Below are 25,752 nucleotides of genomic sequence, written 5' to 3'. Positions count from 1 at the left end.
GAAGCAATTTTAGCATTAATTTTATTCTAATTATTTTTACTGTTTATTAAAACTTCAAATGCTTTAACATTAACTAAGATTATAGACATAATATTATTTGTTTCATTAATTTTTAGATTAATTGTTATTTTTTGATATCCAGCTTTTAAAAGTTTAGTATCTCCATTTGGAATTTCTATATTGCCAACAGTGATGTTCATAATAGCATTAGTAATTTCTCTAGCATCCAGGTCATTTTCAATTGAAGCGATGGAATCAATTTTAACTCCATCAATGTGTTTGAAAATTACTTCTTTTGCTTCATTTAATTTTTGTCCTTCTTTTAATGATGATCCATCTGCTGGTTCCATACGAAGTTGATTAGCAATAGCTTTCGCAGCTTTTTGTTCAATAGTGGCCGCATCTTGTAACAAACTATTTGATGAAATAGCAATATTGCTATTGGTTTCTAAGATTGGTAATTAAGTTGCAGTCACAGCAGGTGTTGTTGCAAGTCCTACTAATGTAATGTATTTTAATGTATTCATAGTAATTGGCCTCCTAATTTATCAATTTTTTATTTTTTATAAGTTTGATAAGTTGGTAATTTGATACATTTTTTAATACAATTTTATTTGTTTCTTCATAGCCTTCTTTCTTACTTTCATTGTATACCTAAATTGAGCAAATTACCAAAATTTTTCATTTTTTTAAAATAAATAAAAATAATTTAATAGTTTTATTAAAAATGTGTTAGTATATAATATAATTCTTACTTTATTTAAATTTATAATTGGCATAAAAATAATAATTATCTTTTATTTTCCCGAATATAACACAATAATTCTGTTTAATATTACTACAAAAAAATGAAAAGGATTAAAAAGGCATAACATTATTTGCCTTTCTATGCTATATTAATAATTAGGAAATTAATGAAAGGAAGAAAAATAATGAGTAAAAATAATGTTTTACCAATTATCGTTGAAATCCCTAAGGGGTCTGGTCATAAATATGAATACGATCTTAAAACAGGACGAATCGTTTTAGATCGTGTTTTATATGGTGCTAATTTTTATCCAGGAGAATATGGTTTTATTGAAAATACATTAGATTGAGATGGCGACCCCCTTGATGTAATCTCATTAAGCACTTATCCAACAATTCCTGGCTGTCAAATTAATGTTCGTATTTTAGGAACAATTAATATGATTGATAACGGTGAAATTGACACAAAATTAATGGCTGTTATGGGAGATGATCCTCGTTTTAATCATATTCAAACTTTAGAAGATGTTCCATTAGCAATACGAAATGAAATTGAAACTTTCTTTTTACAATATAAAACATTACAAAAAAAAGAAGTTAAAATTAATGGTTGAAGTGGATTAGACCAAGCTTTAAAAGAAATTAAAGAATGCCAAGAACGTTATTTAGAATACAAAGATATTTTAGAAACAAAAGGAAAAGATGCTGTGATGAAAATTTGAAAAGAAAAAGGATTAGGGCAAATTTAAACATATAAAAAAACTAGTGTTAATGACAATGCCAATTAAAATTGACAGAAAAAAGAGACATTTTTATTTTGAAACTCCATTCGTTGTTCGAATAGAGTTTTTCTTTGTTTAACTCTAGGTCTGACAAAATTATAGAAATCAACATAATTTGAAACAATGTTCATAATATTACTAAAATTAAGGCTGTTTCGTTTATATAAGAAAAAACATTCATTTTTAAATAAACTGAATCAAGTTTCACAAGCACCATTATCTGGTGAATTACCACGGCGAGACATCGAAATAATAATTCCCATTTTTTCACACAATTCTTTTCATTGCGGGGATGTATATGCATAGCCTTGATCTGAATGAATAATTAATTTTTTGGGACGTCCTGCATAATTTCAAGCTGATACTAAATTCTTAAAACTCAAATTAGCATCAGCATGATTTGATAATTTTCAATCTATTATTTCACCATTGAGTAAGTCACGAACAATTGATAAATATACCATTCCATTCTTAATAGGTAAATATGTAATATCTGTCACTCATTTTTTGTTTGGTTCAGATGTAACAAAATCTCGTTTTAAGATATTTGGGAATCTTAGAGGACCTGATTTAAAATAATTCGGTTTTATTTTCTTCCGAATAGACTTAATTTTTAATATTTTCATATAGCGATAGACTACTCATTTATTAACTTTGATATTTTTATATTTTTCTAACAAAATCGTAATCATTGGGTACCCATAAATACCTTTAAATTTATTAAATATTTCAAGTATTATTTCTGCTAAAACAAAATTATAGTTTTTATACATAGGTTTTCCTTGTTTAATCCATAAGTAATAACCTTGTCTAGTAATACCTAATTTTCTACATAAAAAATCAACAGAATAGTCTGTTGATAATTTATTTACGGCGAAGAACTTTTCTTTAATAGTCTTCGCCTCATACTTTTTTAATGCAAAATGTAATTTAGCAATATCTTCTAATTCAGAACGTGACATTTTTTTGACATCATTTGAGTCAATTGTTGAAATACTAATTCTTCTTTTTGTCTTTTGTTTACTTTGAGATCCACGACCTCATTCTAGGTTATCAAAATTGTTTTGTGCGTCTACACGTCATCTATGGATAGTAGATTTGGCTATGTTATATTTTTGAACTGTTAGTCTAATGCCATTTAACTCAGCAAATGTTAAAATTTCTAGTTTTTCATTTTTGTTTCATTGTTTTGCCATAAGAAAAGAACATCCTTTCAATAAAATTATATAATAGAAAATGTTTGTCTCTTTTTTCTGTCAATTTTATTTTAGATGTTCATTAACACTAGTTTTTTTATATTATTTCTTTTCAATTAATTTTTCTGAAATTATGGCAACAATTTCTTCTGGTGTTTTATGATTGGCATCAATAACTAAAAAATTAAACTTATCTTTTGAGCGTTCATATCATTCCTCATATTTTCGGTTTAATAATGTTCAATAAGCGCTGCCAATATTTTGTTCACTAGCGCGGCCTCTTTTGGTAATTCGTTCCATTGCTATCTCTGGATCAACTCGTAAATAAACAACTAATTCTGGTTTAATGTTTTCATCTAAATATAAACTTTGTAAAACAACAACATCATAAAATTCTTTATAAACTTTATAATCTGTTGTATTCATATATCCTAACTCATATAAAACATCAACAAAAATTGGGTCTTCTAAAATACTACGGTCAAAAATAATATTAGATGTTATTTTTGCTTGTTTTAATTGTTTACTACGCGCCATTACCATATATACTTGCATTTTAAAAGCCATATCTTTTGGATCAGCATAATACTGATCTAAATATGGATTCTCCTCAACTGGCTCATCCATTACCATATAATGATGCTTTTTTCCCAATAGCTTACTAACAGTTGATTTTCCAACTCCAACAACTCCTGCTAATGTAATCCGCATTGTTTTTTCTCTCCTTTATTTTGTTTTTAAGTGTGATGCTATTCCAAAAAAACGTTTAATTTCTTTGGGCTTTAAATAACGTCATTCACCAGGCTTTAATGTTTCATCTAATTGTAAAAAACCAATTGCAATTCGTTTTAATTTAATAACTTCATGCCCTAATGATTGTATCATTTTTTTAACTTGATGTTTTCTGACTTCATGAATAGTTAATAAAAGAATCAAAACATTTTTTACTTCTTCATATTTTACTAATTTTGCTTGTGCTTGGCTTCTTATAATTCCTGGCTCAATTTCAATTCCTGTTGCTAATTGTTGTAATTGTTGTTTTGAAAGATAACCAGAAAGTAAAACATGATATGTCTTATTAATAATATGACTTGGGTGTGTAATAATATTAGTAAATTCTCCATCATTAGTCAATAGTAAAAGACCACTAGTATCATAGTCTAAGCGACCTACCGGATAAATTCGTTCTGAAATACCTTTAACATAAGTTAAAACTGTTTTGCGATGTTGCGGATCATACATCGTTGAAACACAATTCCGTCGTTTGTTCAGCATTAAATAAATTTTATTTGAATTTTCATTCATAAGAATTTGATTATTTATTTGATCATTTTTGCCAACTTTAGTGCCCAATGTTGTTACCACAACATTATTAACTTTAACTCTTCCTTGAATAATTAGTTCTTCTGCTTTTCGTCGTGAGCAATAACCTTTTGCTGCAATAACTTTTTGTAAGCGTTCCATTACTTAAATAAATCCTGCTCTTTTTCTACAACAGTTTCTTTAATTTGTGGTAAATCTGCTAATGAAGTTAAATTAAAAACTTTTAAAAATTCCTCAGTAATATGATATGTCATTGGCTTTCCTGGCAAGTCACTTTTACCTGCTTCATCAATCAAATCACGTGCTCGTAATTTGTTAATAACACTGTCAGAATTAACTCCTCGTAACTCTTCAATTTCTGGCTTACTAATTGGTCCACGGTATGCAATAATTGCTAATGTTTCTAATGCTGCTTGTGATAACCGTGCTTCTATTTTATTATTAGCTAATTTTAAATAAAATTGATAATATTCTTGCTTTGTTGCTAAACGATATTTATCAGCAAAAGATGTTATTGTTAATCCACGATTATTACTAGTTTGATATTCTGCTTTTAATTTTGTTAAAACCTCTTCACACTCAGGAACAGAAATTTCAAGAATATGAGCAATTTCTTTTAAATTAATTCCTTCATCGCCACTAATAAATAATAGCCCTTCTAAAACAGCCATTTTTTCATTTAAATTCATCAAATTTAATTCCCCTCTTTCTGTAAATATGGTCTAATGTAAATTGCTTCTAAATGCTGGTATTGCTCAATTTCAATTTTTTGGTGTCGAGATAAATCTAACAAAGCAATAAAACAAGCAACAAAAGCTTGTAATGATAAAGTAAAATTACCTAGTAATTCTTCTAATGTTCATTCTTTATCATCTTGTGCTAATAACATCATGATTCGTTCAGCCATTTCTTCTGGAGAAACTTCAGTAATAACAACATTTGATTCTAATGGTTTTGCCGCATTAATTCGTTCTAACATTTTTAAAAAACTATTCGTTAATTTATCAATATTAATTTTTGGTGATAATGGTAAATCTTCTTCTTTAATTGAATTTCCTTTAATAATTGTTCGTGGTTTTGATAAATAACGAATTCCCTCTTGATGTTGATCTTTAAAATATTGACTAACTTCTTTAATTTTTTTATATTCTAGCAAACGATTAATTATTTCATCGCGAGCATCTTTTTCATAATTATCATCAATTTCAACCTGTTCTTTTGGCAACACTAACTTTGTTTTTGTCTCAACTAAATAACTTGCCATTGTTAAATATTCCGATGCAATTTCAATATTCAATTGTTCAATTTCCCTAATATACGCTAAAAATTGATCAGTAATTTCTGTTAACTTAATTTCAAAAAGATTCATTTCCTTTTCTTTAATTAAATGCAATAACAAATCTAATGGTCCTGAAAAATTATCAAGTTTTACTTCATAGCGTGGTAAATGTAACATTCTTTCTCTCCCATGTTTATTTTCTTAGTTAATAATACCGCTATTTTAAAAAAATTAAAGACATTAAAATAATAAAAGTGATTAACTTAATGCATCACTTTTATTGAATTATTTCATAAACTAATTCTTCTTGTGGTGGTTTTGTTGAAACAATTCGAAAAGTTCGTTGTGCTCAATCATAGACTGGAGCAGTAACATAGCGACTAGTATATAAAGTCATCACAACATCATCTTTTGCAACTTTTTCACCAGTTTTTTTATTTAAATAAATACCAGCATGATAATCAATTGCTTCATTTTTTGTATTACGTCCAGCTCCTAAACGAACAGCTAATAATCCCAACTCATTAGTATCAATAATTTCCATAAAACCAGCTTGGTTTGCTTTAATTTCAATTACATTTTTTACTTTTAATACCTCTTTTAAAGTTAAATTATTATCAATAAAACTTAAATCTCCACCTTGCTTTTTAACAAAAGCACGGAAGTAATTTAATGGCTCTTCAGTTTGTAATTTTTCTTCACAAGTTTTAACTGCTGTTGCTAAATCGTTAAAAAGCCCTGCTTGACATAAACTTAAGGCTGCCGCTTCACATACAATGTAAGTCAAATCATCAGGTCCTTTTCCTTGCAATGTTTGTAACGCTTCATAAATTTCAATTGCATTGCCGATGGTACGACCTAGTGGTTGCGTCATATTAGTAATTTCAGCAGCAATTTTTTTATTAAATTTAATCCCAAGTTCAACCATAATTTGTGCTAATTTTCGTGCATCAGATATTGTTTTCATAAAAGCACCATTACCACATTTAACATCCAACACAATTCCATCACTACCAGTTGCAATTTTTTTACACATAATACTTGCCGCCACTAATGGTAATGAATCAACTGTTGCTGTCACATCGCGTAAAGCATAAATCTTTTTATCAGCTGGAACAAGATTATCAGATTGAGCCATAATTGATAAATTTGTTTTATTAATAACATCTTTAAATTCATGAAAAGAAAGTTCAACTTTAAAACCAGGAATACTTTCCAACTTATCAATTGTTCCTCCTGTTTGGCCTAACCCCCGCCCTGACATTTTTGCTACTTTTAAACCAAAGGCAGCAACTAAAGGCGCATAAATTAAACTAACCTTATCACCAACTCCACCAGAAGAATGCTTATCAACTTTAAAACCAGGAATCCCCGTTAAATCATATACTTCCCCTGAATTAACCATTGCTTCAGTTAAAAACGAAATTTCTGTAACTGACATTGATTGAAAATAAATTGCCATTAAAAAAGCTGACATTTGATAATCCGTAATAATCCCCGTTGTATATCCTTTAACAATAAAGTTAATTTCTTCTCGTGATAACTCTTGTCCATTTTTCTTTTTATCAATTAATTCTAAAATATTCACTATTCGATACCTTCTTTTTTTTAAGTTATTTTTTCTTTAATGAAGTTTTATATTCTTCATAAGCTTTTTTGTGATCAACATCTTGATATTGGTCGATTCCTTTTTGAATAATTTGTTTAACATTATTTGCAATTAACTCAGTTGATTTGGTCATAAACGTATCTGGCTTAATTGGCTTGTGAAACACAACATGAACATACTTTTTCCCTCTTTTTTTAAATTCTTTATTAAAAATTGGATAAGAGTTAACAATTGAAACAGGAATAATTGAGACATGTGCTTTCTGGGCAATTTTAAAACTTCCAGCATGAAATTCTCCCATTTCTTGACTTCGACTCCGAGTTCCTTCTGGAAAAACAACCATTGTTCGCGGTACACGGATTAAATCATTTGCCTCTTTAATAACTTCTAATGCCTGACGAGGGTTTTCACGATCTAAAAATAAAACATCAATTAATGTTAAAAAATTCCGAAATGTTCGGTTATTTTGCAATTCTTTTTTAGCAATAAATGCACAAGGTGCAGTTTTATTAAAATCATTTAAAGCAAATAATATTGCCGGGTCAACATTCGATTGATGATTGGCAATCATTAAACAACCTTTATCAATTCAATTATCACAATCATGAACAATTATTTTAACATCGTGTACTCATAAAATATAACGTGTTCGTTTTTGCAATCAATGATAACGATATTCTTCTGAAACAATATTTGGATCTCTTTTAATTTTTTTGCTAATACTTCTTGCTTTAGTAATTGTTCCTAAAAATCGTGGTCATGTCATAATAATTTTTCAAATATTTAACATTTTAACTTTGTTCCTTTCTCTTATAATATTTTATTACAAATTGTTGATATTCGTTTAATTTAATTAAAGTAAATTGGTTTAAATCAAACGAAGGAAAATAAGTATCGCCTTGGTATTTTCCTTTAATAAGACTAATAATTAATTCATCAGCATATGGTAATGTTGCCTCATAAATTTTTTTTCCCCCACAAATATAAATATCTTCCGTTGGATTTTGATGATAAAAATTAATAATTGCTGTTAAATCAGTTACTACTTCCACATCTGGATGCTTAATTTGATAATCAAGATGTCTTGTTAAAACTAATGTTTTTCGTTTTGGTAATGGTCGTCCAATTCCTTCATAAGTCAACCGACCAAATAAAATTGTTTGCCCTAATGTTGTTTCTTTAAAATGCTGTAATTCTTCTCTTAAATGTCATGGTAATTGGTCATTTTGACCAATTAAATTATTTTCATCCATTGCTCATAATAACTTAATCATTATACTGCGACAGTCCCCTTAATTAATGGGGCTGGATCATAATTTTCAAGCATAATATCCTCAAATTTAAAATCAAATAACGAAGAAATAGTTTGATTTAACTTCAAGGTTGGTAATTTCCCTAGAGAACGTCTTAATTGTTCTTTAATTTGACTAAGATGATTTTTATAAATATGACAGTCGCCTAAAGTATGGACAAAATCCCCAGCATCTAAGCCAACAACCTGAGCAATTAAATGGGTTAATAAAGCATAACTTGCAATATTAAAAGGAACTCCTAAAAAAACATCCGCACTACGTTGATATAATTGACAACTTAATTTATTATCTTTTGAAACATAAAACTGAATTAAAGTATGACAAGGTGGCAAAGCCATCTCATCAACTTCTGCTGGATTTCAAGCACTAATAATATGGCGACGTGAATATGGATTCTTTTTTAAATTTTCTAATAATTTTGCTAACTGATCCACCCCATTAAAATTTCGTCATTGTTTCCCATATACCGGTCCTAAATCACCAAATTCAGCAGCAAAATTTGCATCAGTTTTAATTTTTTCAACAAATTCAGCTAATGTTTCATTATTATATTTTGATGATGCTTGATAGTTCTTATATGGTCATTCATTTCAAATTCGAACATCATGATCCACTAAATATTTAATATTAGTATCGCCTTTAATAAATCATAATAATTCATAAACTATTGATTTAAAATGAATTTTTTTTGTTGTTAAAATTGGAAAACCTTCGCTTAAATTAAAACGCATTTGATAACCAAAATAAGAAATTGTTCCGGTATTTGTTCGATCATCTTTTTCTTGACCGTGTTCCAAAATAAAACGAGCCATTTTGAGATATTGTTCCATCATTTTCACCCTATTTTCTATTTTCATATACTTAAATCTTACCTTATTTAAAAATAAAATCATCTGAAAAAATAAAAAAAATCTTAACAAGATTATTTTTTTATGTTATCATATTACCAATTACAAGAGGTGAACAGCAATGAATAAATTTTTAAAAAAAATAATTAAAAAAATTAAGTTTTCATTAAGTTTATTTATTCCTGGCACATTTAATCCTCTACGTAGTAAATATGAAAATGAAACCGAATTTGATTATGCATATATTTTAAGCAATTCAATTCATCAACAAAATGCTATTGATGAAACTGAAGTTACATTAGAAGAAAAAGATAATAATTGTCAATATGATAAACAAATTATTAAAAAAATTAATCGTTTTAAAAAACCTAATAAAAATAATATTTTAGTAATTTTGGGTTTTGTTGTTTGGTTTTTAAAAATCAAAAATAGTACATTACCACCACAAGATTTTAATAGGACAATACAAGCAAAATAAATTAACGGCCTAAAAATAACAAAATAATTTTTTCAAATAAAAAACCTTTCAAATTTTAAATAATAGTTAAAAATCTAGATTTTAACCCTTGTCTAGATTTTTTTTATTTTATTAACATAAATAAAAAAATGTTATTAAATAACATTTTAAAACCATGGATTAAATGGTATTTCAAGCCCAAATCAACCATTAATTAAATTATGAACTGCTTCTAAATTAAAATACAACATTACAATTGTTATAACTGCTAAAACTAAAACTAATAACACAACAATTAAAACTATTGCTCAAACTGGTAATTTTCGCTTGGTTGTTTCTTCATCATATTGAAATAGCATTTTTGTTGAATCAATTTTGCCCAAAACATTGCTATTATTAAAACCATCTGATGGAACAAAATCAGGTGATGAACTAAAACTTGGTGCTGCATTAAAATCTGGTGTTGGTCCAAAATTTGTATTTCCTTGGCCAAAATCATTTTGACCAGCAAAATTACCACCACCAAATTCATTTGTTTGATTAAAATCATGGTTTGCCCCAAAAGGAGGCCCCTCATTAAATGTATCATCAAAACTTTCATCAAAATCGCTATTAATGCCTTGTTGTTGTTGTTGTTGTTTCATTAAATCTGGATTCATAATTGCAAAATGACGGTCTGGATCTTGAGCATACTGTTTTTTATTAAAATTAGAACCTTGACTAGCAGATTGTTGTTGCATTCCTTGTAATTGTTGTTCTACTTCTGGCCCTGCCATTGGAGGATAAGTTAACATTCCGGGATATTGTGACATTTGCGGATAACCCATCATCATTGGAAATTGTGGCATCATTGGGTAAGGAAACATTTGCGGATAACCCATCATCATTGGATTATATGCTCCCATTCCCATCGCATTCATTGGGTTAGCCATAATAGGCATAACAAATGGTTGATAAATTGGTTTATTATGCTGCGGTTTAACTTCCGTCCCATTAATTTCTAAAGCTTTTGAAATATAAGAAGAATTAAAGGGTGGATTAGTTTTTGTTTTAAAATCATTTGCATTATCAGAAACTCTAATTGGTTTTGTTAATGATGTTACTGGCGAATTTTGGTTTAATAAATTATCATTGCCAAAACCATTATTATTTTCAAACGAATTAAAATAATTTTCGTTTCCTCCATTAAATTTTGGATAATTATTATTCATGCGATACCCTCCATATCAATATTCCCTATTATCCACTTTGCTTATAAATGAATTATACCATATATTTAACTAAAATTAAATGAAACCATTGTCATAATTATTGGAAAGGTATATAATCAATTATTATTTTATTTAATTTTAATAGCTTGTTTGTTGTTTTTTGCTTTGTAAATATTCTTGATCTTTTTCATCAACTTCATTAAAAATATGATGACGATGTTTATATCAAAAGAAATATAAAATAATGCCCACAACAATAGCTGAAATTAAATCATTTAACCCTAATAATATAAAATAATAAATATTACTCTGGTCTGTGCCGTCCGATAATCCATGTGCTAAGAAATATCCACATAACATTAAAATTGGTAACACAATAAAGGCACGAAACGAAGAACATAATGCTGCTTTCCGTGCATTATTCATTCCTTGAAATAACGAAACACCTAAAAATGAAATGGCAGCAAAAGGATAACTCATTAACATTAGAACTGCTATTCATCGATATTCATCAACTAAATCAGAAGGAAAAGCAAAATCCATTAACAATTGTGGGCCAATAGCAATAAATAATAATAGAGTAAAAAATAATCAACCACTAATAATTGCTAATCCATATCAACAAGTCTGATACATTCGTAAATATTTTTTTGCTCCATAGTTATAACCAATAATTGTTTTCATCCCTTGTGCAATTTCTAACGCAATTGCGGTAAAGAAGGCAATTCAGGGACTTACCGCACTATTAAATAATTGGAAAGATGCTAAACCATATTGTTGCCGCTGAGCAAATTGTCCTGGCAACGATGAAATAATTGCTGATGATAAAATTGAAACTAAAACAGCACCTAAATTATTAATAAAAGATGAAAAACCTAACCGAAAAATTTCTTTAATTGTTGTTTTATGTAAATAAAAAAGATCACGCCAATGAAATCGTAAATAAGAATTCTTATTGTAATAAATACAAAATAATGAAACAATAATAATAAAAATTCATGCAATAATTGTTCCTAACATTGTTCCTTCTAATAACATTCGACCATATTTTACAAAAATAATTGAAAATAAAACATTAATTGCAATTGCTCCAATTGTAATGTAAATTGCAGCATGGCTTTTCCCATCTGTTCGTAATAATGTTAATAATAAATAACTAACAAACATTAAAGGACTAGAAAGTAACATTGGAAAAACATAATGCCAAGTTAAATCTTGTACAATTCATGTTCCTTTTTTACTTAATTGAATTAAAATCATAATATTATCTCATTGTGGAAAAACTAAACAAAAAACAAAAAAAGCTGCAACAATTGAAAATAAAACGGTAATTGTTAAAGCATTTCCTGCTAAAGATTGTGTTTGTTGTTTATTACTTTGCCCAGATTTAATGGCAAATGTAATTGATGTTCCAATCGCAAATAAAATTGCAAAAGCAAATAATAAGTTATAAATTTGCATTGCAAAATGGGTTGATAAATTAACAAAAATTTTTGCTGATTCATATGTTAATTCACCATTATTAATTGAAATATGTTCTTTATTTCAATCCAAATATGGTTGATGATGAAAAACATTTGGTGTAACAAATGTTAAGGCAATAAATTTATCAAGGATTGGATATAATGCTGTCATTGCCATCACAAGGACAGTTGGTAAAGAAAAAATAAAAATTGTTTTTCATAAATTGTCATAACGTAACTTAATCTCGTTTTTTGAAAAAATGGTTTTGTTCACTATCTTCGTTCCCCTTTACAATACTATTTATCTATCATTTTATCATATTTTTAGCCAAAATGCTAGGTCAAAAGGAAAGGCTTATTTTAGTAGTTGAAATAAAGTAAGTATTTGTTTAAGAGCCATAAATTTAATGCTTTTTGGTATAAAAGCATTAACAAGGCTTTGTTTTTTAAGTTATTCTAATTAAACCATGAATATTTATATTCTGCAACAGCAAAAATACAAATTAACCTTTACCATTCGCATCGATAACATATTGCGAAAGACAATTTCACTATATCCTTTTGTTCCAAAATAAGGTTTTTGTATGCAAGTTTATATAACGCAATTTTAGACAATTCTTTAACTTCAAAATGAAAGATAGCCTCTTGCATCATGGAAAAATATTTTAGTAAAAATAAAACCACAAAAAAGATTTTGTGGTTTAAAATTTAATTTGTAATTGGTAATAAAATATTTTTTATCCCTTCTTCAAAAGGGGTAATTTTAAATTGTGGAAAACATGTTTTGAATTTATCTGAGTTAAATAAATTATCAACTTTATAACGTGGTAACATTTCCAAAAGTTCTTTAACTTGGCTGTTAAAGTGACTTACAAATTTAAATTGCCACTCCTTAAATTATTGAATAATGTAGTTTTCTATTCGTAACTTCATTGGCAATTTCTAAAATTTGTTTATATGTTAAACTTCGATCGCAGGGCAAATGTCAAGTTTGGTTATATGCATCTTTTGTATTACCAATTAAAGCCATCGCTTTGTTTGCATCGGGCGCTCAAATTAAAGTTCGTAACGTTTTTACTGTTATTCGAATTTTAATTTTTTTATGGCGTTTAATATTTTCAAACACCATAGAATTAGTAATACTCTGCGTGTGTCCAGGTCCATAAAATTCCGGGGCACGACATATAACGATATCAATTTCTTTTTTTATCCATCGCTGCTAAAACCATATTAGTTAATTGCGCTCGCAAAATTGATTTTTTCCCTTTGGGCTCAAACGGTGTGTCCTCAAACTGTGTTTTAGTAGTTTTGGGATACATATAAGTATTATCAAAAATACTAGTTTTGTATTATTTACTGTACAAGCTTTAAGCACATTTTGTATAATAACCGGAAACTGTTCTTCCATTAACTTTGCATTCATTGGTAAACCAACAGTAAAATAAACTATTTCGCTTCCTGCAATTGCATTAAGAGTGGGATTGTAATTCATCAAATCCACTACTATAATTTGGTCTGTTTCATTTATCTTGACAGGTTTTCTACTTACCAATCTAATTTCTTTTGTATAGTTGTTATATAGTTCCTTTGCCAATTCATGACCAATTTGTCCATTACTTTCCAAGATTGTTTGCATTATTTAGTTCCCTAATAAGTGGTTTTGCAACTGATCGCACAGAAAATGGATTTTGTCCTGTAATTATGTCAATCAAGGCATAATCTTTATAAAAACGTTTCTTATGTCAAATGGCATCACGACTTTTTGCAATTTTTTGATTTAAAAACGGTACTTGTTTTTTCTTTCCCGCTAAAATTTCTTCTGAGGTAGTAAAACCAGTGATTTTTTTACCAGCAATTATATAGTTTCCTAATCATCTTTTAGATTTAATAAACCAGCAATTCCATGGCACACTGAAACTAAATAACCATTATTCATATAAATTTGTCTAGCTATTGCTTGAATTTCACTATTGTCTGGAAAATCTCACATTACACCATGCCCACCGGTATAGTAAATTGCACTATATTCATTTGGTTTTATTTCGTTGGGTTTTAATGTGTTTTGAGTGCCCCTTTGTAAAAAATCTTTGTCTTCATATACATTTCAAATCGCTTCATCCATGTATTTCATGCTTCGAGGATCAAGGGGTACTAAACCACCGTTTGGACTCACAAAATCATATTTAATTCCATGTTTTTGTAATTCATCAACAAATTCTGCGCTTTCACCCAATCACAAACCAGTAGGTTCATTGGTATTTTTATATCTACTTGTATTAGTTTCTACAATTAAAATTTTCTTCATTATTTTGTTCTCTTCTTATACATTATTTCACTTATCTTGGTTAAAAAACATTATAGTTTTCCAATTTCAGTTGTATAATTATACAAATAATAAAAATTTTTCGTGCCAACTACATGAAATGAAACTATACAATATTTATTATTTATAAATTGGTTTCCGTTACGGCTAACAACACTGTTTTAATATGCTCAACTGGTTTAACTTTTCGTCATTCTTGAATAAACTTAAAATCATTGTCTAACAAAAAGGTACTTCGTTCAATTCCAAAATAAACATTATTAAACATTTTCTTTTCTTTTAAGACACTAAACATTTCACATAATTTAGAATCAATATCACATAACATGGGGAAACTAACATTATTATCATTTTGAAACTTAGTTTGTTTTTTTAAATTATCACGGCTAATACCAATAACATTATAACCAGCAGCTAAAAACTTTTGATAATAACGATTATAAGCAATTGTTTCTAAAGTACAGCCTGGTGTTGCTGCTTTTGGAAAAAAATAAAAAATATAACCCTTTCCTTGCTGAAAATCAGTAATAAAATGTTCTTCCCCATCTGTAAACAAAAACTTCTCTTGTTTTAAATCCATTTTTAATAACCTCCATTAAAGACAATAATAATTAATTACTGTCTTTGAAAAAAAGTTGGATTAAATATTTTGTTACTTCTAACTTATTTTTTAAAATATTAAACGATAATTTTAAATCTAAAAAAATTAAATATAGTGAAATTTCCGTAATATCAAACTTATATTTTAAATCATTGATTTCCTTTGCAATATTAGCAATTTGCTCAGCAATAGTATCATAATAATCAAGAACAGCATTCGTTTTTAAACTTGCTCGTTCTTGTAATTCACTAATATCTAAATTAATTGCTTGAATTATTGACATTAGTTCATTCAAAGTTTGTTCAATTTTTTCTTCACGTAAAGACATTTGTTCCACTTTATTTTCCATTTTTTTACTTTTACCTACTTATAAGTATAATATATCATAAAACTAAAAAAAGATTAGTTTTAATAATTAATTACTAATCCTTTAAAACGAGTAACTGAATTAATTGTTTCACGAATCCCTTGCACTCCCTGTCCAGAATCATGAATTCCTAAAAATGGGAATGAATCAGGCCCCCGTTGAGTACGGCCATTAATGTTAACCGTTCCTGTTTCTAATTCATTAGCAATATTAAATGCTGCATTAATATCTTTTGTAAAAATACATGCCTGCAATTTAAAGTTTGATTTATTTGCTAAAGTAATCATTTCTTCAACATTTTTGCAACGAATAATTGGTAAGACTGGGCCAAATGGTTCTTCTCATGCTAATCGCATTTCTGGCGTAACATGGTCAATTAAAGTTGCACTAAGTAAATTATCTTTTCGTTGATTACCAAGTACTAATGTTGCTTTTTTTGCTAAAGCATCATCAATTAAACCTTGCACAAAATCTGCAGCTTTTAAATCAATAACTGGAATAATTGCTTTATTATCTAATGGCGAACCTACTTCTAACTTGCCAACTTCTATTTTTAATAATTGTACTAATTCAGCAGCAATTGTTTCATCTACTAATACTCGCTTAATTGCTGTACAACGTTGCCCAGAATAAGCATAAGCACCAGCAACAATTTCTTTTACCGCTTTTGCTAAATCAGCATCTTTTAATACTAAAACTGGATCTTTTCCCCCTAATTCTAATACTAAGTCTTTTCCATGCCCTAATTTGCGAATATGATTCCCAACGGCAACTGACCCAGTAAATGAAATAACATTAATTTCAGGATTTAAAACTAATAAATCTCCAATATCACGTCCACGACCAGTTACAACATTAAAAACACCTTTTGGAAAACCAACTTCAAAAGCTAACTTTGCCATATATAATCCGGTTAAACTACCATTTGTTGCTGGCTTAAAAACAACAGTATTACCAACAACTAAGCTTGGTGCAATTTTTGCAATACTTAAATTGACAGGATAATTAAATGGTGAAATTGCTAAAACAACACCTTTAGGAACACGAGAAAAAATACCTATTTTATTTTTAACATTTCAACCATCACCAGTTAATGTTTCTGGAAAAACTCGTTTTGCTTCTTCAATCGTATAATCAATATATTCAATACTACGTTCAACTTCAATTTGACCATCTTTTAAACTTTTTCCAACTTCATGGGCCATAATTTTCGCAAGTTCTGTTTTATGACTTTCTAATAATTTTGCTCATTTTTGCAAATAACTAATTCGTTCAAATAAAGTTAATTTTGCTCATGCTTTTTGTGAATGTCGAACCCCCTTAAAAGCTTCATTTATTTCTTTTTCTTTTAGAGCTGGAACACGACCATATGGCTTATTATTAATTGGTGAAATTATTTCTAATCAATCCCCATTATTGATTAATTCACCATTAATTAATGCATTTAATTCCAAATTCATTTTTAGCGCCTCTTTTCTGTTTGCATTATTCTACTTATATTTTATGCTTTTTTAAAATTATTAAAAGATACTTTCCACATTTAAATTATTGTTTACAATAAAATGTTTTAATATTGTTAATGTACGATCACTATATGCTAAATATTTTTCATTTTTGCTTTTAAAATGTTGTTCAAAGGCAGGGATAATTCCAAAATTTGCTTTCATCGGTTGAAAATTAGTTTTTGAAGCATTAACAATATAATTCACTAATGCTCCCATCATTGTTTCAGGTGGAAATGTTAACATTGATTTCTTATTTAAAAATCTTGTAATATTTAATGCACTAATAATTCCTGTGGCCGCTGATTCAACATATCCCTCAACATCCATAATTTGACCAGCAAAAAAGATATTATGATGTTTTTTTACTTGTAAAAATTGATTTAATAAAATTGGCGAATTAATAAAATTATTCTTATGAATAACACCATATCGAACAATTTGAACATTTGCTAAGCCTGGAATCATTCTAATAAGGCGGTTGTTGTTCAGGAAACTTTAGATTAGTTTGAAAACCAACTAAATTATATAAAGTATCAATTGCATCATCTTGACGTAATTGCACCACAGCATATGGGCGTTTACCACTTGAGGTTTCTAAGCCAACTGGCTTTAATGGTCCAAACAATAATGACTTAATACCCCGTTTTGCCATTATTTCAATTGGCATACACCCTTCAAAATAAATTTCTTTTTAAAATCCATGTAAGGTCACTGTTTCTGCTGTAATTAATGCTTGAACTCATAATTCAAATTCATCTTTACTCATTGGACAATTAATATAATCTTTGCTATCGCCTTGATCATAACGTGATTTATAATATACTTTAGTAAAATCAATACTATCTTTTGTAATAATTGGCGCTGCTGCATCATAAAAATAAAAATATTCTTGACCCAATAATGCTTGAATGGTAGTTTGAAATTTTGATGTTGTTAATGGTCCAGAAGCAATCAATGTAATTGCCTTATCATCAATAGTTGTTACATCTTGGTCAATTAAAGTTACATTTGAATTATTTGTTAATCACTTTGTAATATATTCTGAAAACTGATGACGATCAACTGCTAATGCTCCACCATCTGGAACACGACTTGCATACGCTGCTTTAATAATTAATGAATCAAATGCTAACATTTATTGTTTTAATAACCCAACACCATTCGTTAAACTTTCACTACGTAACGAATTTGAACAAACCAATTCCGCAAATGAATTTTGTTTTTGTACTGGATTTTTTATTAACCGTTTAGTTTCATACAAGTTAACCTTAAAACGTCTCCGCGCTAATTGATAAGCTGCATCGGCCCCCGCTAATCCAGCACCAATAATGTTAATTGTTGGAATTGTCATTTGTTATTTTTCCTTTTAATTGTTGATATTGTTCTAAATATTGGGCATATTTTTCTTCTTCAAGTTTAATCTTTTCAGCATTTGCCTTTGCTAAAAAATTTGGATTATTTAAAATGTTTTTGCTTCGTTTTAGCTCTTGTTCTAGGCGAGTTAATTCCGCATTGATTTTTTGGTGCTCAATTGTTTCATCAACAATATCATTCAATCCAACTTCTAAAATAACATTCGTTAATGGAATTGTTACATATTTTTGGTTTTGATCTTTTTGGTGAAGCACACCCATAACTTTACTATTAACCATTTTTAAAATAAATTCATTAATTAATGAAATAACATTTGTAGTAATGTTATTCTTACTACTTGCTTGATCAAATCAAATTTCAATAATATGTTCTTTTTTAATTTGATAATTGCTTCGCAATTCGCGGATTGCAGCAACAATTTCTGTTACTAAATTTAAATAATCAACATTATAATTAAAATTAATTTTTGGATAAACTTCTAACATAATTGATTCTTTTAAATTTAATTTTTGATAAATTTCTTCCGTTACAAATGGAATAAATGGATGTAACATAATTAAAATTTGTTTTAAAACATAAAACAATGTTTGAGTTGATACCATTTTAATTGTTGCATTATTACTTTGCAAATTAACTTTTGTTAATTCAATATATCATGAGCAAAGCTTATTTCATACAAAATCATACAAATCTTTTCCAACTAAAACAAATTCATATTTTTCCATATTAGTTTGTACTTTAGTAATTGTTTTTGCTAATTCTGATAAAATTCATTGGTCAATAGCATTTTCTTGATGGTTTAATAATAAGTTTTTAATTTCTATTTCAAAATTAACCAATGGTTTAAAATTATTTGTTAAATTCATTTCAACATAACGAGCAGCATTTCATAACTTATTAATAAAATTTCAAGCACTATTAACTTTTTCTAACGAAAAACGTAAATCTTGTCCTGGGGCACTATTTGTAACTAAAAAATAACGTAATGTATCTGCACCATATTCTTTAATAACATCCATCGGGTCAACCCCATTCCCTAATGACTTACTCATTTTTCGTCCTTCTTCATCCCGAATTAAACCATGAATTAAAACATCATTAAATGGTTTTTCCTTCGTAAATTCTAATGATTCAAACATCATTCTTGAAACTCAAAAGAAAATAATATCATAACCAGTTACCAAAACATTAGTTGGAAAATAGTGTTGAAATAATTTTTTATCTCAATTTCACCCTAAACTTGTCATTGGCCATAATGCTGATGAAAATCAAGTATCTAAAACATCTGCATCTTGAATTCAATTTTTACTATTATCTGGTGGAGTTAAACCGACATGAATTTTTGTTGAATCATCTTTATAATATCATGCTGGAATTTGATGTCCCCATCATAGTTGCCGTGAAATACATCAATCTTGAACATTTTTCATTCAATTAATTAATGTTATATTAAAGCGAGGTGGATAAAATTGAATTTTATTTGTTGATGATTGAAATTTAATAATTTTTTCAGCAAAATATTCCATTTTAACGAATCATTGGTCTGACAAATATGGTTCAACAATAGCACCACTTCGTTCTGAAAAACCAACTTGGTGAGAATGAACTTTAATTTCAACAATTAACTTTTGTTGATTTAAATCATGCACTAAATTTTGACGAGCAGTAAAACGATCTTGGTTATGATATTTCCCAGCTAATTCGTTCATTGTTCCATCTAAGTTCATACAAATTGGCATCGCTAAATGATGACGCAAAGCAATTTCAAAATCATTAGCATCATGTGCTGGTGTACATTTCATTGCTCCCGTTTCAAAATCTTGTTCAACATAATCATCACAAATAATAGGAAGTAATTCACCGTTTGCGGGATTTACTACCTTTTTATTTCAATATTTGCGGTAACGATTATCATTTGGATTAACAACAACACATTGATCAGCAAACATTGTTTCTGGACGCGTTGTTGCAATGGTCAAAAACTCACTTGTGCTATTCTCTAAAAAATATTTAAAGTAATACATTTTGCCTTGTTGTTCTTGATAAATAACTTCAATATTTGATAAAGCGGTTTTTTGCACGGGATCTCATGAAATAATTCGTTTACCACGATAAATTAATCCTTTTTGGTATAAATCAATAAAAACTTTTTGCACTGCCGCTGATAAATTATTATTTAACGTAAATTGTTCGCGTGAATAATCTAATGCTAAACCTAATTTAGCTCATTGCTCACGAATAATTTCAGCATACTCTTCCTTTCATGCTCAAACTTGTTCAATAAACTTTTCTCGCCCTAAATCATGTCGTAAAATATTTTTTGTTACACATAAACGTTCTTCTACTTTTGCCTGGGTAGCAATTCCCGCATGATCCATTCCTGGTAAATATAAAGTATCAAATCCTAGTAATTTTTTATAACGAATAATCAAGTCTTGCAATGTTGTATCTCATGCATGACCTAAATGCAATTTCCCTGTCACATTTGGGGGTGGAATAACAATACTAAAACTTGGTTGTTTACTTTTAACATCCGCGGTAAAATAACCTTTTTTCTTCCAAAATTGATATTTTCCTGTTTCGACCAAGATATGATCATATTTCTTTGTTAATTCTTTTCTCATTTTTGTTTCCTTTCTAAATAAAAACTCCTATTATTTAAATAAAATAATAGGAGCAATTATTATCTAATAATTACGGTACCATCCTTTTTTTAATAAGTATCACTTATTACCTTAATTAAAATATCAAGTTAAAATATTTAGCAACCTTCATTAAAACAATAGATTAATTTCACACCACCACAATTAACTCTCTGAACTATCCTTTTAATTACTCCTCTAATATTTATGGTTTTATTATAATTCTTTTTCAATTAATTGCAACTATTTTTTGTTTCTCCAAACAATATTATTCTAAAGTAAAAATAAAAGTTATGATTAACTTTTATTTTTACTTTTTTTAGTTTTGTTTCTTCTGCACTTTTAATATTATTGTTTCAATCTTTATACATAAAAAAGATAAATCCTCCAAATAAAACAAGAAATAACACAATAATAGTCAATGTAATAATTAATCAAGTTGCCATTGCTTAGTTCTCCAATCCTTCTTGTCATATTCCAATTGGTAGTGGTTTAATTTGATATTTTTTTAAAACAGTAACCGACAAAACACTACATCCTAAAGGAATAATAATTCCTAATAAGACTGCTAATACTGATAATCATCAAGATTTTGATAGCCCCGAACTAATAAAGGCATAAAACATAAAGGTAATATTAACTGCTAATAATAATGGTGTTAAATACGAAATAGCAAATTTATATGTTTTACCAATTTTAATTCATGAGTGTGCATTATTATATGCAATCATTATTGGTAACTTTTTGTAAATATGAACAAATAAAATAATTTCAACTAAAGCCATCACCAGCATGTTAACACTACCAGCTAAAGCTTGGAATGAGTAAAGTAATTGATTAGTATCTTTAAACATCAATACTAAACCAATTGTTGCCATTAATATCATTAAAATAATAATAACATACTTTTCCTTTACCTTGTAATTTGAAAAAATTCCATTTATAACAACTTCAATCATTGCAATAATACTACTTAATCCAGCAAATAATAGTGCTGTAAAAATAAAATTCCTAAAAAATTTCCAAAACCAACAAAGGTTTGTTTATTAATAACATTAAAAGTTTGTGGAAAGACATTAAAAATAAAACTAGCACCTCCATCCTTTGGAAAAGCTTCATCAATTGCGTTGGTATAATCATCAATCGTAATTAATCCCGAATTTTGTTCATGAACTAAAATTCCTGCTGAACCAAAAAACATAATTAATGTTAAAAGCGAAGTTGCTAAAACTCCAAATGATAAAATATATGCTTTATTCGTATTATCCTGTGTTTTTGGCGCTGCACCAGCAAATAACATCATAAATCCTGATCCGACGCAAACAGTAAACACACCTAATCCAAAGGCATCACTTCATACTTGCAAGTTGCCAAAGGAACTTAAAGTTTTTTCCGTTGGCATTAAAACTGTTCCCAGTTCTTGTAATGCTCCTGGAATTGTTAAAACATAAATTGCTAAAACTAATAAAATAACAAATAAGACTGGAATAAAAATAACATTCGCTTTTTCAATCCCTTTTGCTTGAAACATCACAATTGTCCCAACAATAATAACAATCGCAATAAAGGCTAAGTATGCTAATCATTGAAAATTAGCATTACCGGTCACACCAATTCCACCAGGATTTAAAATATTATTATCAAACCATAACGGTGTATTAATTGACGATGTAAAATTTAGTATTAATGAAATTAAAACATAACCAATTAATACAGTATAGTAGTTAGCGACAATAAACATAAAAGCTGATTCAAACCAACCGATAAATCTACTTGCTTTGGGGTTTTCTTCATCAAAAATATTAATTAACGATTTACGACGCATATTACCAATGTTGAATTCCAAAATTAATAACGGAATCCCACAAGTAATAATTGCCAAAATATATAAAACAAAAAAGGCTAAACCTCCATTTTGTTTTAATAAGGTGGGGAACCCCATACATTACCAAGTCCAATTGCTGCACCGAATGTGGAGACAAATAAAACCAAACTTGCTAACATGCTTCTTTTTTCATTTTCTTTAATTCCTTTCTTTTAAAAATAAAAAACAATTACTAATAAATTATTAATAATTCTTCTTAACTAATGAGATTTCTTTTGTTTAATAAAAAGATCTCGTTGCATTACTTTATCAAATTTTTCTTATTATTAATTCTGTATCTAAAAAATTGAATAATAGTTTTATAGTTTAGAAAACTAATTCTGAAACAACTATCACCGTGTTCAGAAATCATCGTGCACCAAATACTCCTGCAAATACTTGATGCACATTTAAGAAAAATATTGATAGGGAGATGCCTTCCCTGTTTGGGAATGACATTTTCCATCGCTTATATTAATAATTTTTACAATAACTGGGTAAAAATAAAATTTTCAAAGATTTCGTTGTTGATAAATGTTTGTTATTATCATCTTATTTTGATATTTTATAAAAGATAAGAAATAAACAATCATCACAATTGAGCCTATGATATAAATATATTGAATTGGTAAAATAACAATAAAAAACTAAACCCGATTAAAATGGCAAACAATAATTGATAATAAACTTGTCAAGCTTTTCAAGCTTTTTTATTGCAAATCATTCTAATCCTCTTTTAATAGATACATTATAACCATAAAAAAATACTAATTCTACTTTTTTTCAAAAAATTAGTATTTTTTATTTATTTAACTTGTTTTTGATAAACTGATGCTTTTGTTTTATTTCGTCCAAATTTTTCAAACTTAACAATTCCATCAATTAAGGCAAATAAGGTATCATCACCACCACGCCCAACATTTGCTCCTGGGTGAACTTTTGTTCCACGTTGACGATAAATGATTGATCCTGCTCTAATTGTTTGGCCATCAGCTTTTTTTGCACCTAATCGTTTTGAATATGAATCACGACCATTTTTAGTCGATCCTACTCCTTTTTTTGAAGCAAATAGCTGTAAGCCTAATGCGAACTTCATCATTATTCTTCAACCTCCTTTACACTAATAAATTTTTGATATTGCTGATAAATTGTTAAAAATTGATAATAAATTGTTTGTAACACAACTTGTAAGTCAGCACTATTATTTTTTACTGTAATAATAATTAATCCTTCCTTAACAATGAATTGACAACTATTTGATTTAATTTGATCAATTGCATTTAAGCCACCAGTTGCAATTCCTGTTATTGCGGCACAAACAAGGTCTTTACCATATTCAGCTGCTTTAGCATGACCAGTAATTTCAATTTTCTTAATTTTTTGTTCAGTTTTAGTAATTATAATCTTAATCATAATGTTTTACTTGTCACTTTGTTTTGTTTTTGATGCTGGTTTTTTTGCTGATGTTGTTGATGAACTTTTAGCTGCTGGCTTTGCCGCTACTGGTTTTTTATCAGCAACAGGTTTTACAGTTGATTTTGCAGCAGTTGTTGTTTTTGCTACCACAGGTTTAGTTTTGGCATCTGTTGTTGTTTCTTTAGCAGAACTTGATAACAAAATTTGATCAATTTTAACTTTTGTATATGGTTGACGATGCCCATATTTTTTATGTTGTGTTTTCTTTGGTTTATAATGGAAAACAACAATTTTCTTTTGTTTTCCTTGTTTTAAAATTGTTCCTGTTACTGATGCCCCTTTAATAAAAGGAGTTCCTACTTCGCCATCAATCATTAAAATTTCAGTGAAATTAACTTTTTCACCTTCATTACCATTTAACATTTCAACAAATATTTCATCACCTTGAGAAACACGAAGTTGTTTCCCCCCAGTTTTAATTATTGCAAACATTTTTACACCTCCAGTTTAGACTCGCCTTGTAAGTAGATAAGTATTGCATATCCTTTAGGTACTTAAAAGTCAAAGAGCGGTTGAAACTGAAACAACCATAATTAATTATATCGTTATCTTAAAAAAATTCAATAAATTTTTATGTTTTTCTTAAAAATTAATTATTCTTCAGATTGTAACACAAGTTCTTCTTTTTTATTACAAGTACAACATTCTTCACAACTATCACATATTTTACAATCTGGATCTAAGTCATTAATTTTATTGCATTTTTTTCCACAATCACAAGTGATTTCACGATATGTCCCCATAATGTTTATATACGTTCCCATTTCTTTGCACTCCAATCTTTTTGTTAATTTTATTCTTCTTTTATTATTACTACAATATCTTTTTTTATTATCGACTATATGTTTCATCTTCCTCACCTTGTTCAACAATAAATTTTGAATTCGTTTGTTTTAATTTTTTACTATCTTCTGGTAAAAAGTTATTAACCTCATTAAATATTTTCTTATATTCATTAGCATACTCTTGATTATATCCTTTATTATTTTCAATATTTTTATTTCTTACATTAAATATTGGTTCTAATGCTTCAGTATCAATTTCAGCATTAATCCCACTATTCACATAGGTTTCTAAGGTTTCATCAATATGGTCAAAAATTTTAGTTGATATTTTAGTAGTTTCATTTTTATTAAAACCAAGTTTTTTTAAAAATGTATTAAGTTCTTTTTTAACTGCTTTATAACTTCTTTTAAAGGTAGATTTTATTTCTGAAATAAATTTCATATTAAATTTCCTTTTTTTATATAATCAAAGTAATTTATTTTAAAAATATTACTAATATTTTTAAAATCATCTACATTATGCTTGATTTTACAATTTTTATTATAAAGTGTCAATAAGATATGATAAAGAAAGAATTGGAAATAGT

The 25,752-nt window shown here is 28.0% G+C and carries 25 protein-coding genes and 4 pseudogenes; 2 read left to right on the top strand and 27 right to left on the bottom strand.

The window, feature by feature from the left end:
- Window positions 1-26: 26 nt before the first annotated feature.
- Complete coding sequence (locus tag SCITRI_RS02505) at window positions 27-413, bottom strand: hypothetical protein (protein ID WP_237238045.1); 387 nt, start codon at window positions 411-413, stop codon at window positions 27-29.
- A 519-nt stretch (window positions 414-932) separates the two neighbouring features.
- Here SCITRI_RS02505 and SCITRI_RS02500 point away from each other — a divergent pair.
- A complete protein-coding gene (locus SCITRI_RS02500; protein WP_071937091.1) occupies window positions 933-1,496 on the top strand; it encodes an inorganic diphosphatase in 564 nt (187 codons plus the stop codon).
- A gap of 35 nt (window positions 1,497-1,531) precedes the next feature.
- On the opposite strand, the gene SCITRI_RS02495 is transcribed toward SCITRI_RS02500, so the two are convergent.
- The 9 genes from SCITRI_RS02495 to thyA all read right to left on the bottom strand — a co-directional run bounded on the left by SCITRI_RS02495 (window position 1,532) and on the right by thyA (window position 9,079).
- Window positions 1,532-2,725: an IS3 family transposase gene (locus tag SCITRI_RS02495; RefSeq protein ID WP_071937090.1), complete on the bottom strand. Its 1,194-nt coding sequence runs from the start codon at window positions 2,723-2,725 to the stop codon at window positions 1,532-1,534.
- A 102-nt stretch (window positions 2,726-2,827) separates the two neighbouring features.
- Entirely contained in the window at window positions 2,828-3,436 is a 609-nt protein-coding gene (locus tag SCITRI_RS02490; RefSeq protein ID WP_004028620.1) for a deoxynucleoside kinase, read from the bottom strand.
- A 15-nt stretch (window positions 3,437-3,451) separates the two neighbouring features.
- Window positions 3,452-4,189: a pseudouridine synthase gene (locus SCITRI_RS02485; RefSeq protein WP_071937089.1), complete on the bottom strand. Its 738-nt coding sequence runs from the start codon at window positions 4,187-4,189 to the stop codon at window positions 3,452-3,454.
- Window positions 4,189-4,737, bottom strand: a complete 549-nt coding sequence (gene scpB / locus SCITRI_RS02480; protein WP_004028618.1) for an SMC-Scp complex subunit ScpB — start codon at window positions 4,735-4,737, stop codon at window positions 4,189-4,191. Before scpB ends, SCITRI_RS02485 begins: the two co-directional genes overlap by 1 nt.
- Window positions 4,738-4,742: 5 nt before the next feature.
- Window positions 4,743-5,504, bottom strand: a complete 762-nt coding sequence (locus SCITRI_RS02475) for a segregation and condensation protein A (protein WP_071937088.1) — start codon at window positions 5,502-5,504, stop codon at window positions 4,743-4,745.
- A gap of 100 nt (window positions 5,505-5,604) precedes the next feature.
- Window positions 5,605-6,915, bottom strand: a complete 1,311-nt coding sequence (locus SCITRI_RS02470) for a thymidine phosphorylase (RefSeq protein WP_071937087.1) — start codon at window positions 6,913-6,915, stop codon at window positions 5,605-5,607.
- A gap of 25 nt (window positions 6,916-6,940) precedes the next feature.
- Window positions 6,941-7,726, bottom strand: coding sequence for a lysophospholipid acyltransferase family protein (locus SCITRI_RS02465; RefSeq protein ID WP_071937086.1), 786 nt, complete (start codon window positions 7,724-7,726; stop codon window positions 6,941-6,943).
- A gap of 1 nt (window position 7,727) precedes the next feature.
- The gene (locus SCITRI_RS02460) at window positions 7,728-8,210 is read right to left on the bottom strand and encodes a dihydrofolate reductase (protein ID WP_071937085.1); all 483 of its coding nucleotides are present in this window, start codon (window positions 8,208-8,210) and stop codon (window positions 7,728-7,730) included.
- Window positions 8,210-9,079, bottom strand: a complete 870-nt coding sequence (thyA, locus tag SCITRI_RS02455; protein WP_071937084.1) for a thymidylate synthase — start codon at window positions 9,077-9,079, stop codon at window positions 8,210-8,212. Before thyA ends, SCITRI_RS02460 begins: the two co-directional genes overlap by 1 nt.
- 139 nt (window positions 9,080-9,218) lie before the next feature.
- On the opposite strand from thyA, the gene SCITRI_RS02450 reads away from it, so the two are divergent.
- The gene (locus SCITRI_RS02450) at window positions 9,219-9,575 is read left to right on the top strand and encodes a hypothetical protein (RefSeq protein WP_071937083.1); all 357 of its coding nucleotides are present in this window, start codon (window positions 9,219-9,221) and stop codon (window positions 9,573-9,575) included.
- Window positions 9,576-9,721: 146 nt separating this feature from the next.
- Here SCITRI_RS02450 and SCITRI_RS02445 read toward each other — a convergent pair whose 3' ends face one another.
- The 17 genes and pseudogenes from SCITRI_RS02445 to SCITRI_RS02365 form a co-directional block, all read right to left on the bottom strand.
- Window positions 9,722-10,765: a hypothetical protein gene (locus tag SCITRI_RS02445; protein ID WP_071937082.1), complete on the bottom strand. Its 1,044-nt coding sequence runs from the start codon at window positions 10,763-10,765 to the stop codon at window positions 9,722-9,724.
- A gap of 138 nt (window positions 10,766-10,903) precedes the next feature.
- Entirely contained in the window at window positions 10,904-12,502 is a 1,599-nt protein-coding gene (locus SCITRI_RS02440; RefSeq protein WP_071937081.1) for an MATE family efflux transporter, read from the bottom strand.
- A gap of 434 nt (window positions 12,503-12,936) precedes the next feature.
- Window positions 12,937-13,864: pseudogene (locus tag SCITRI_RS12420) on the bottom strand (NAD-dependent epimerase/dehydratase family protein).
- Window positions 13,842-14,533, bottom strand: a pseudogene (locus SCITRI_RS12415) (type 1 glutamine amidotransferase domain-containing protein). Before SCITRI_RS12415 ends, SCITRI_RS12420 begins: the two co-directional pseudogenes overlap by 23 nt.
- Window positions 14,534-14,675: 142 nt before the next feature.
- Window positions 14,676-15,131 carry a peroxiredoxin gene (locus tag SCITRI_RS02425; protein ID WP_071937080.1) on the bottom strand — a complete coding sequence of 152 codons (456 nt, stop codon included), beginning with the start codon at window positions 15,129-15,131 and terminating at the stop codon, window positions 14,676-14,678.
- 31 nt (window positions 15,132-15,162) lie between these two features.
- Window positions 15,163-15,501 (bottom strand): hypothetical protein, encoded by a 339-nt coding sequence (locus SCITRI_RS02420; protein WP_071937079.1) that lies wholly within the window; start codon window positions 15,499-15,501, stop codon window positions 15,163-15,165.
- Between the two features lie 59 nt (window positions 15,502-15,560).
- Window positions 15,561-16,979, bottom strand: coding sequence for an NADP-dependent glyceraldehyde-3-phosphate dehydrogenase (locus SCITRI_RS02415; protein WP_071937078.1), 1,419 nt, complete (start codon window positions 16,977-16,979; stop codon window positions 15,561-15,563).
- A gap of 60 nt (window positions 16,980-17,039) precedes the next feature.
- Window positions 17,040-18,375 (bottom strand): annotated as a pseudogene (trmFO, locus tag SCITRI_RS02410) (methylenetetrahydrofolate--tRNA-(uracil(54)-C(5))-methyltransferase (FADH(2)-oxidizing) TrmFO).
- The gene (locus tag SCITRI_RS02405; RefSeq protein ID WP_071937077.1) at window positions 18,356-21,022 is read right to left on the bottom strand and encodes a valine--tRNA ligase; all 2,667 of its coding nucleotides are present in this window, start codon (window positions 21,020-21,022) and stop codon (window positions 18,356-18,358) included. The pseudogene trmFO and the gene SCITRI_RS02405 overlap by 20 nt, the downstream one beginning before the upstream one ends.
- A gap of 251 nt (window positions 21,023-21,273) precedes the next feature.
- Complete coding sequence (locus SCITRI_RS02400; protein WP_071937076.1) at window positions 21,274-21,486, bottom strand: hypothetical protein; 213 nt, start codon at window positions 21,484-21,486, stop codon at window positions 21,274-21,276.
- 3 nt (window positions 21,487-21,489) lie between these two features.
- The gene (locus tag SCITRI_RS12045) at window positions 21,490-22,005 is read right to left on the bottom strand and encodes a hypothetical protein (protein ID WP_301338130.1); all 516 of its coding nucleotides are present in this window, start codon (window positions 22,003-22,005) and stop codon (window positions 21,490-21,492) included.
- A gap of 8 nt (window positions 22,006-22,013) precedes the next feature.
- Window positions 22,014-22,982 carry an SLC5/6 family protein gene (locus tag SCITRI_RS12040; protein WP_250638249.1) on the bottom strand — a complete coding sequence of 323 codons (969 nt, stop codon included), beginning with the start codon at window positions 22,980-22,982 and terminating at the stop codon, window positions 22,014-22,016.
- Between the two features lie 727 nt (window positions 22,983-23,709).
- On the bottom strand, window positions 23,710-24,000 hold the full coding sequence (gene rpmA, locus SCITRI_RS02385; RefSeq protein WP_071938050.1) for a 50S ribosomal protein L27: 291 nt from the start codon (window positions 23,998-24,000) through the stop codon (window positions 23,710-23,712).
- A gap of 2 nt (window positions 24,001-24,002) precedes the next feature.
- Window positions 24,003-24,317: a ribosomal-processing cysteine protease Prp gene (locus tag SCITRI_RS02380; RefSeq protein ID WP_004028591.1), complete on the bottom strand. Its 315-nt coding sequence runs from the start codon at window positions 24,315-24,317 to the stop codon at window positions 24,003-24,005.
- 204 nt (window positions 24,318-24,521) lie between these two features.
- A pseudogene (gene rplU / locus SCITRI_RS11165) lies at window positions 24,522-24,812 on the bottom strand (50S ribosomal protein L21); the annotation flags it as partial.
- A gap of 161 nt (window positions 24,813-24,973) precedes the next feature.
- Window positions 24,974-25,231 carry a hypothetical protein gene (locus SCITRI_RS02370; RefSeq protein WP_071937074.1) on the bottom strand — a complete coding sequence of 86 codons (258 nt, stop codon included), beginning with the start codon at window positions 25,229-25,231 and terminating at the stop codon, window positions 24,974-24,976.
- Window positions 25,212-25,607 carry a hypothetical protein gene (locus tag SCITRI_RS02365; protein ID WP_071937073.1) on the bottom strand — a complete coding sequence of 132 codons (396 nt, stop codon included), beginning with the start codon at window positions 25,605-25,607 and terminating at the stop codon, window positions 25,212-25,214. Before SCITRI_RS02365 ends, SCITRI_RS02370 begins: the two co-directional genes overlap by 20 nt.
- Window positions 25,608-25,752 lie beyond the last annotated feature (145 nt).

The organism is Spiroplasma citri (genome assembly GCF_001886855.1).
Lineage (GTDB): Bacteria > Bacillota_I > Bacilli_A > Mycoplasmatales > Mycoplasmataceae > Spiroplasma > Spiroplasma citri.
Note: the sequence above shows the minus strand (reverse complement) of the source record. Positions and strands in the feature narration are given on the sequence as shown.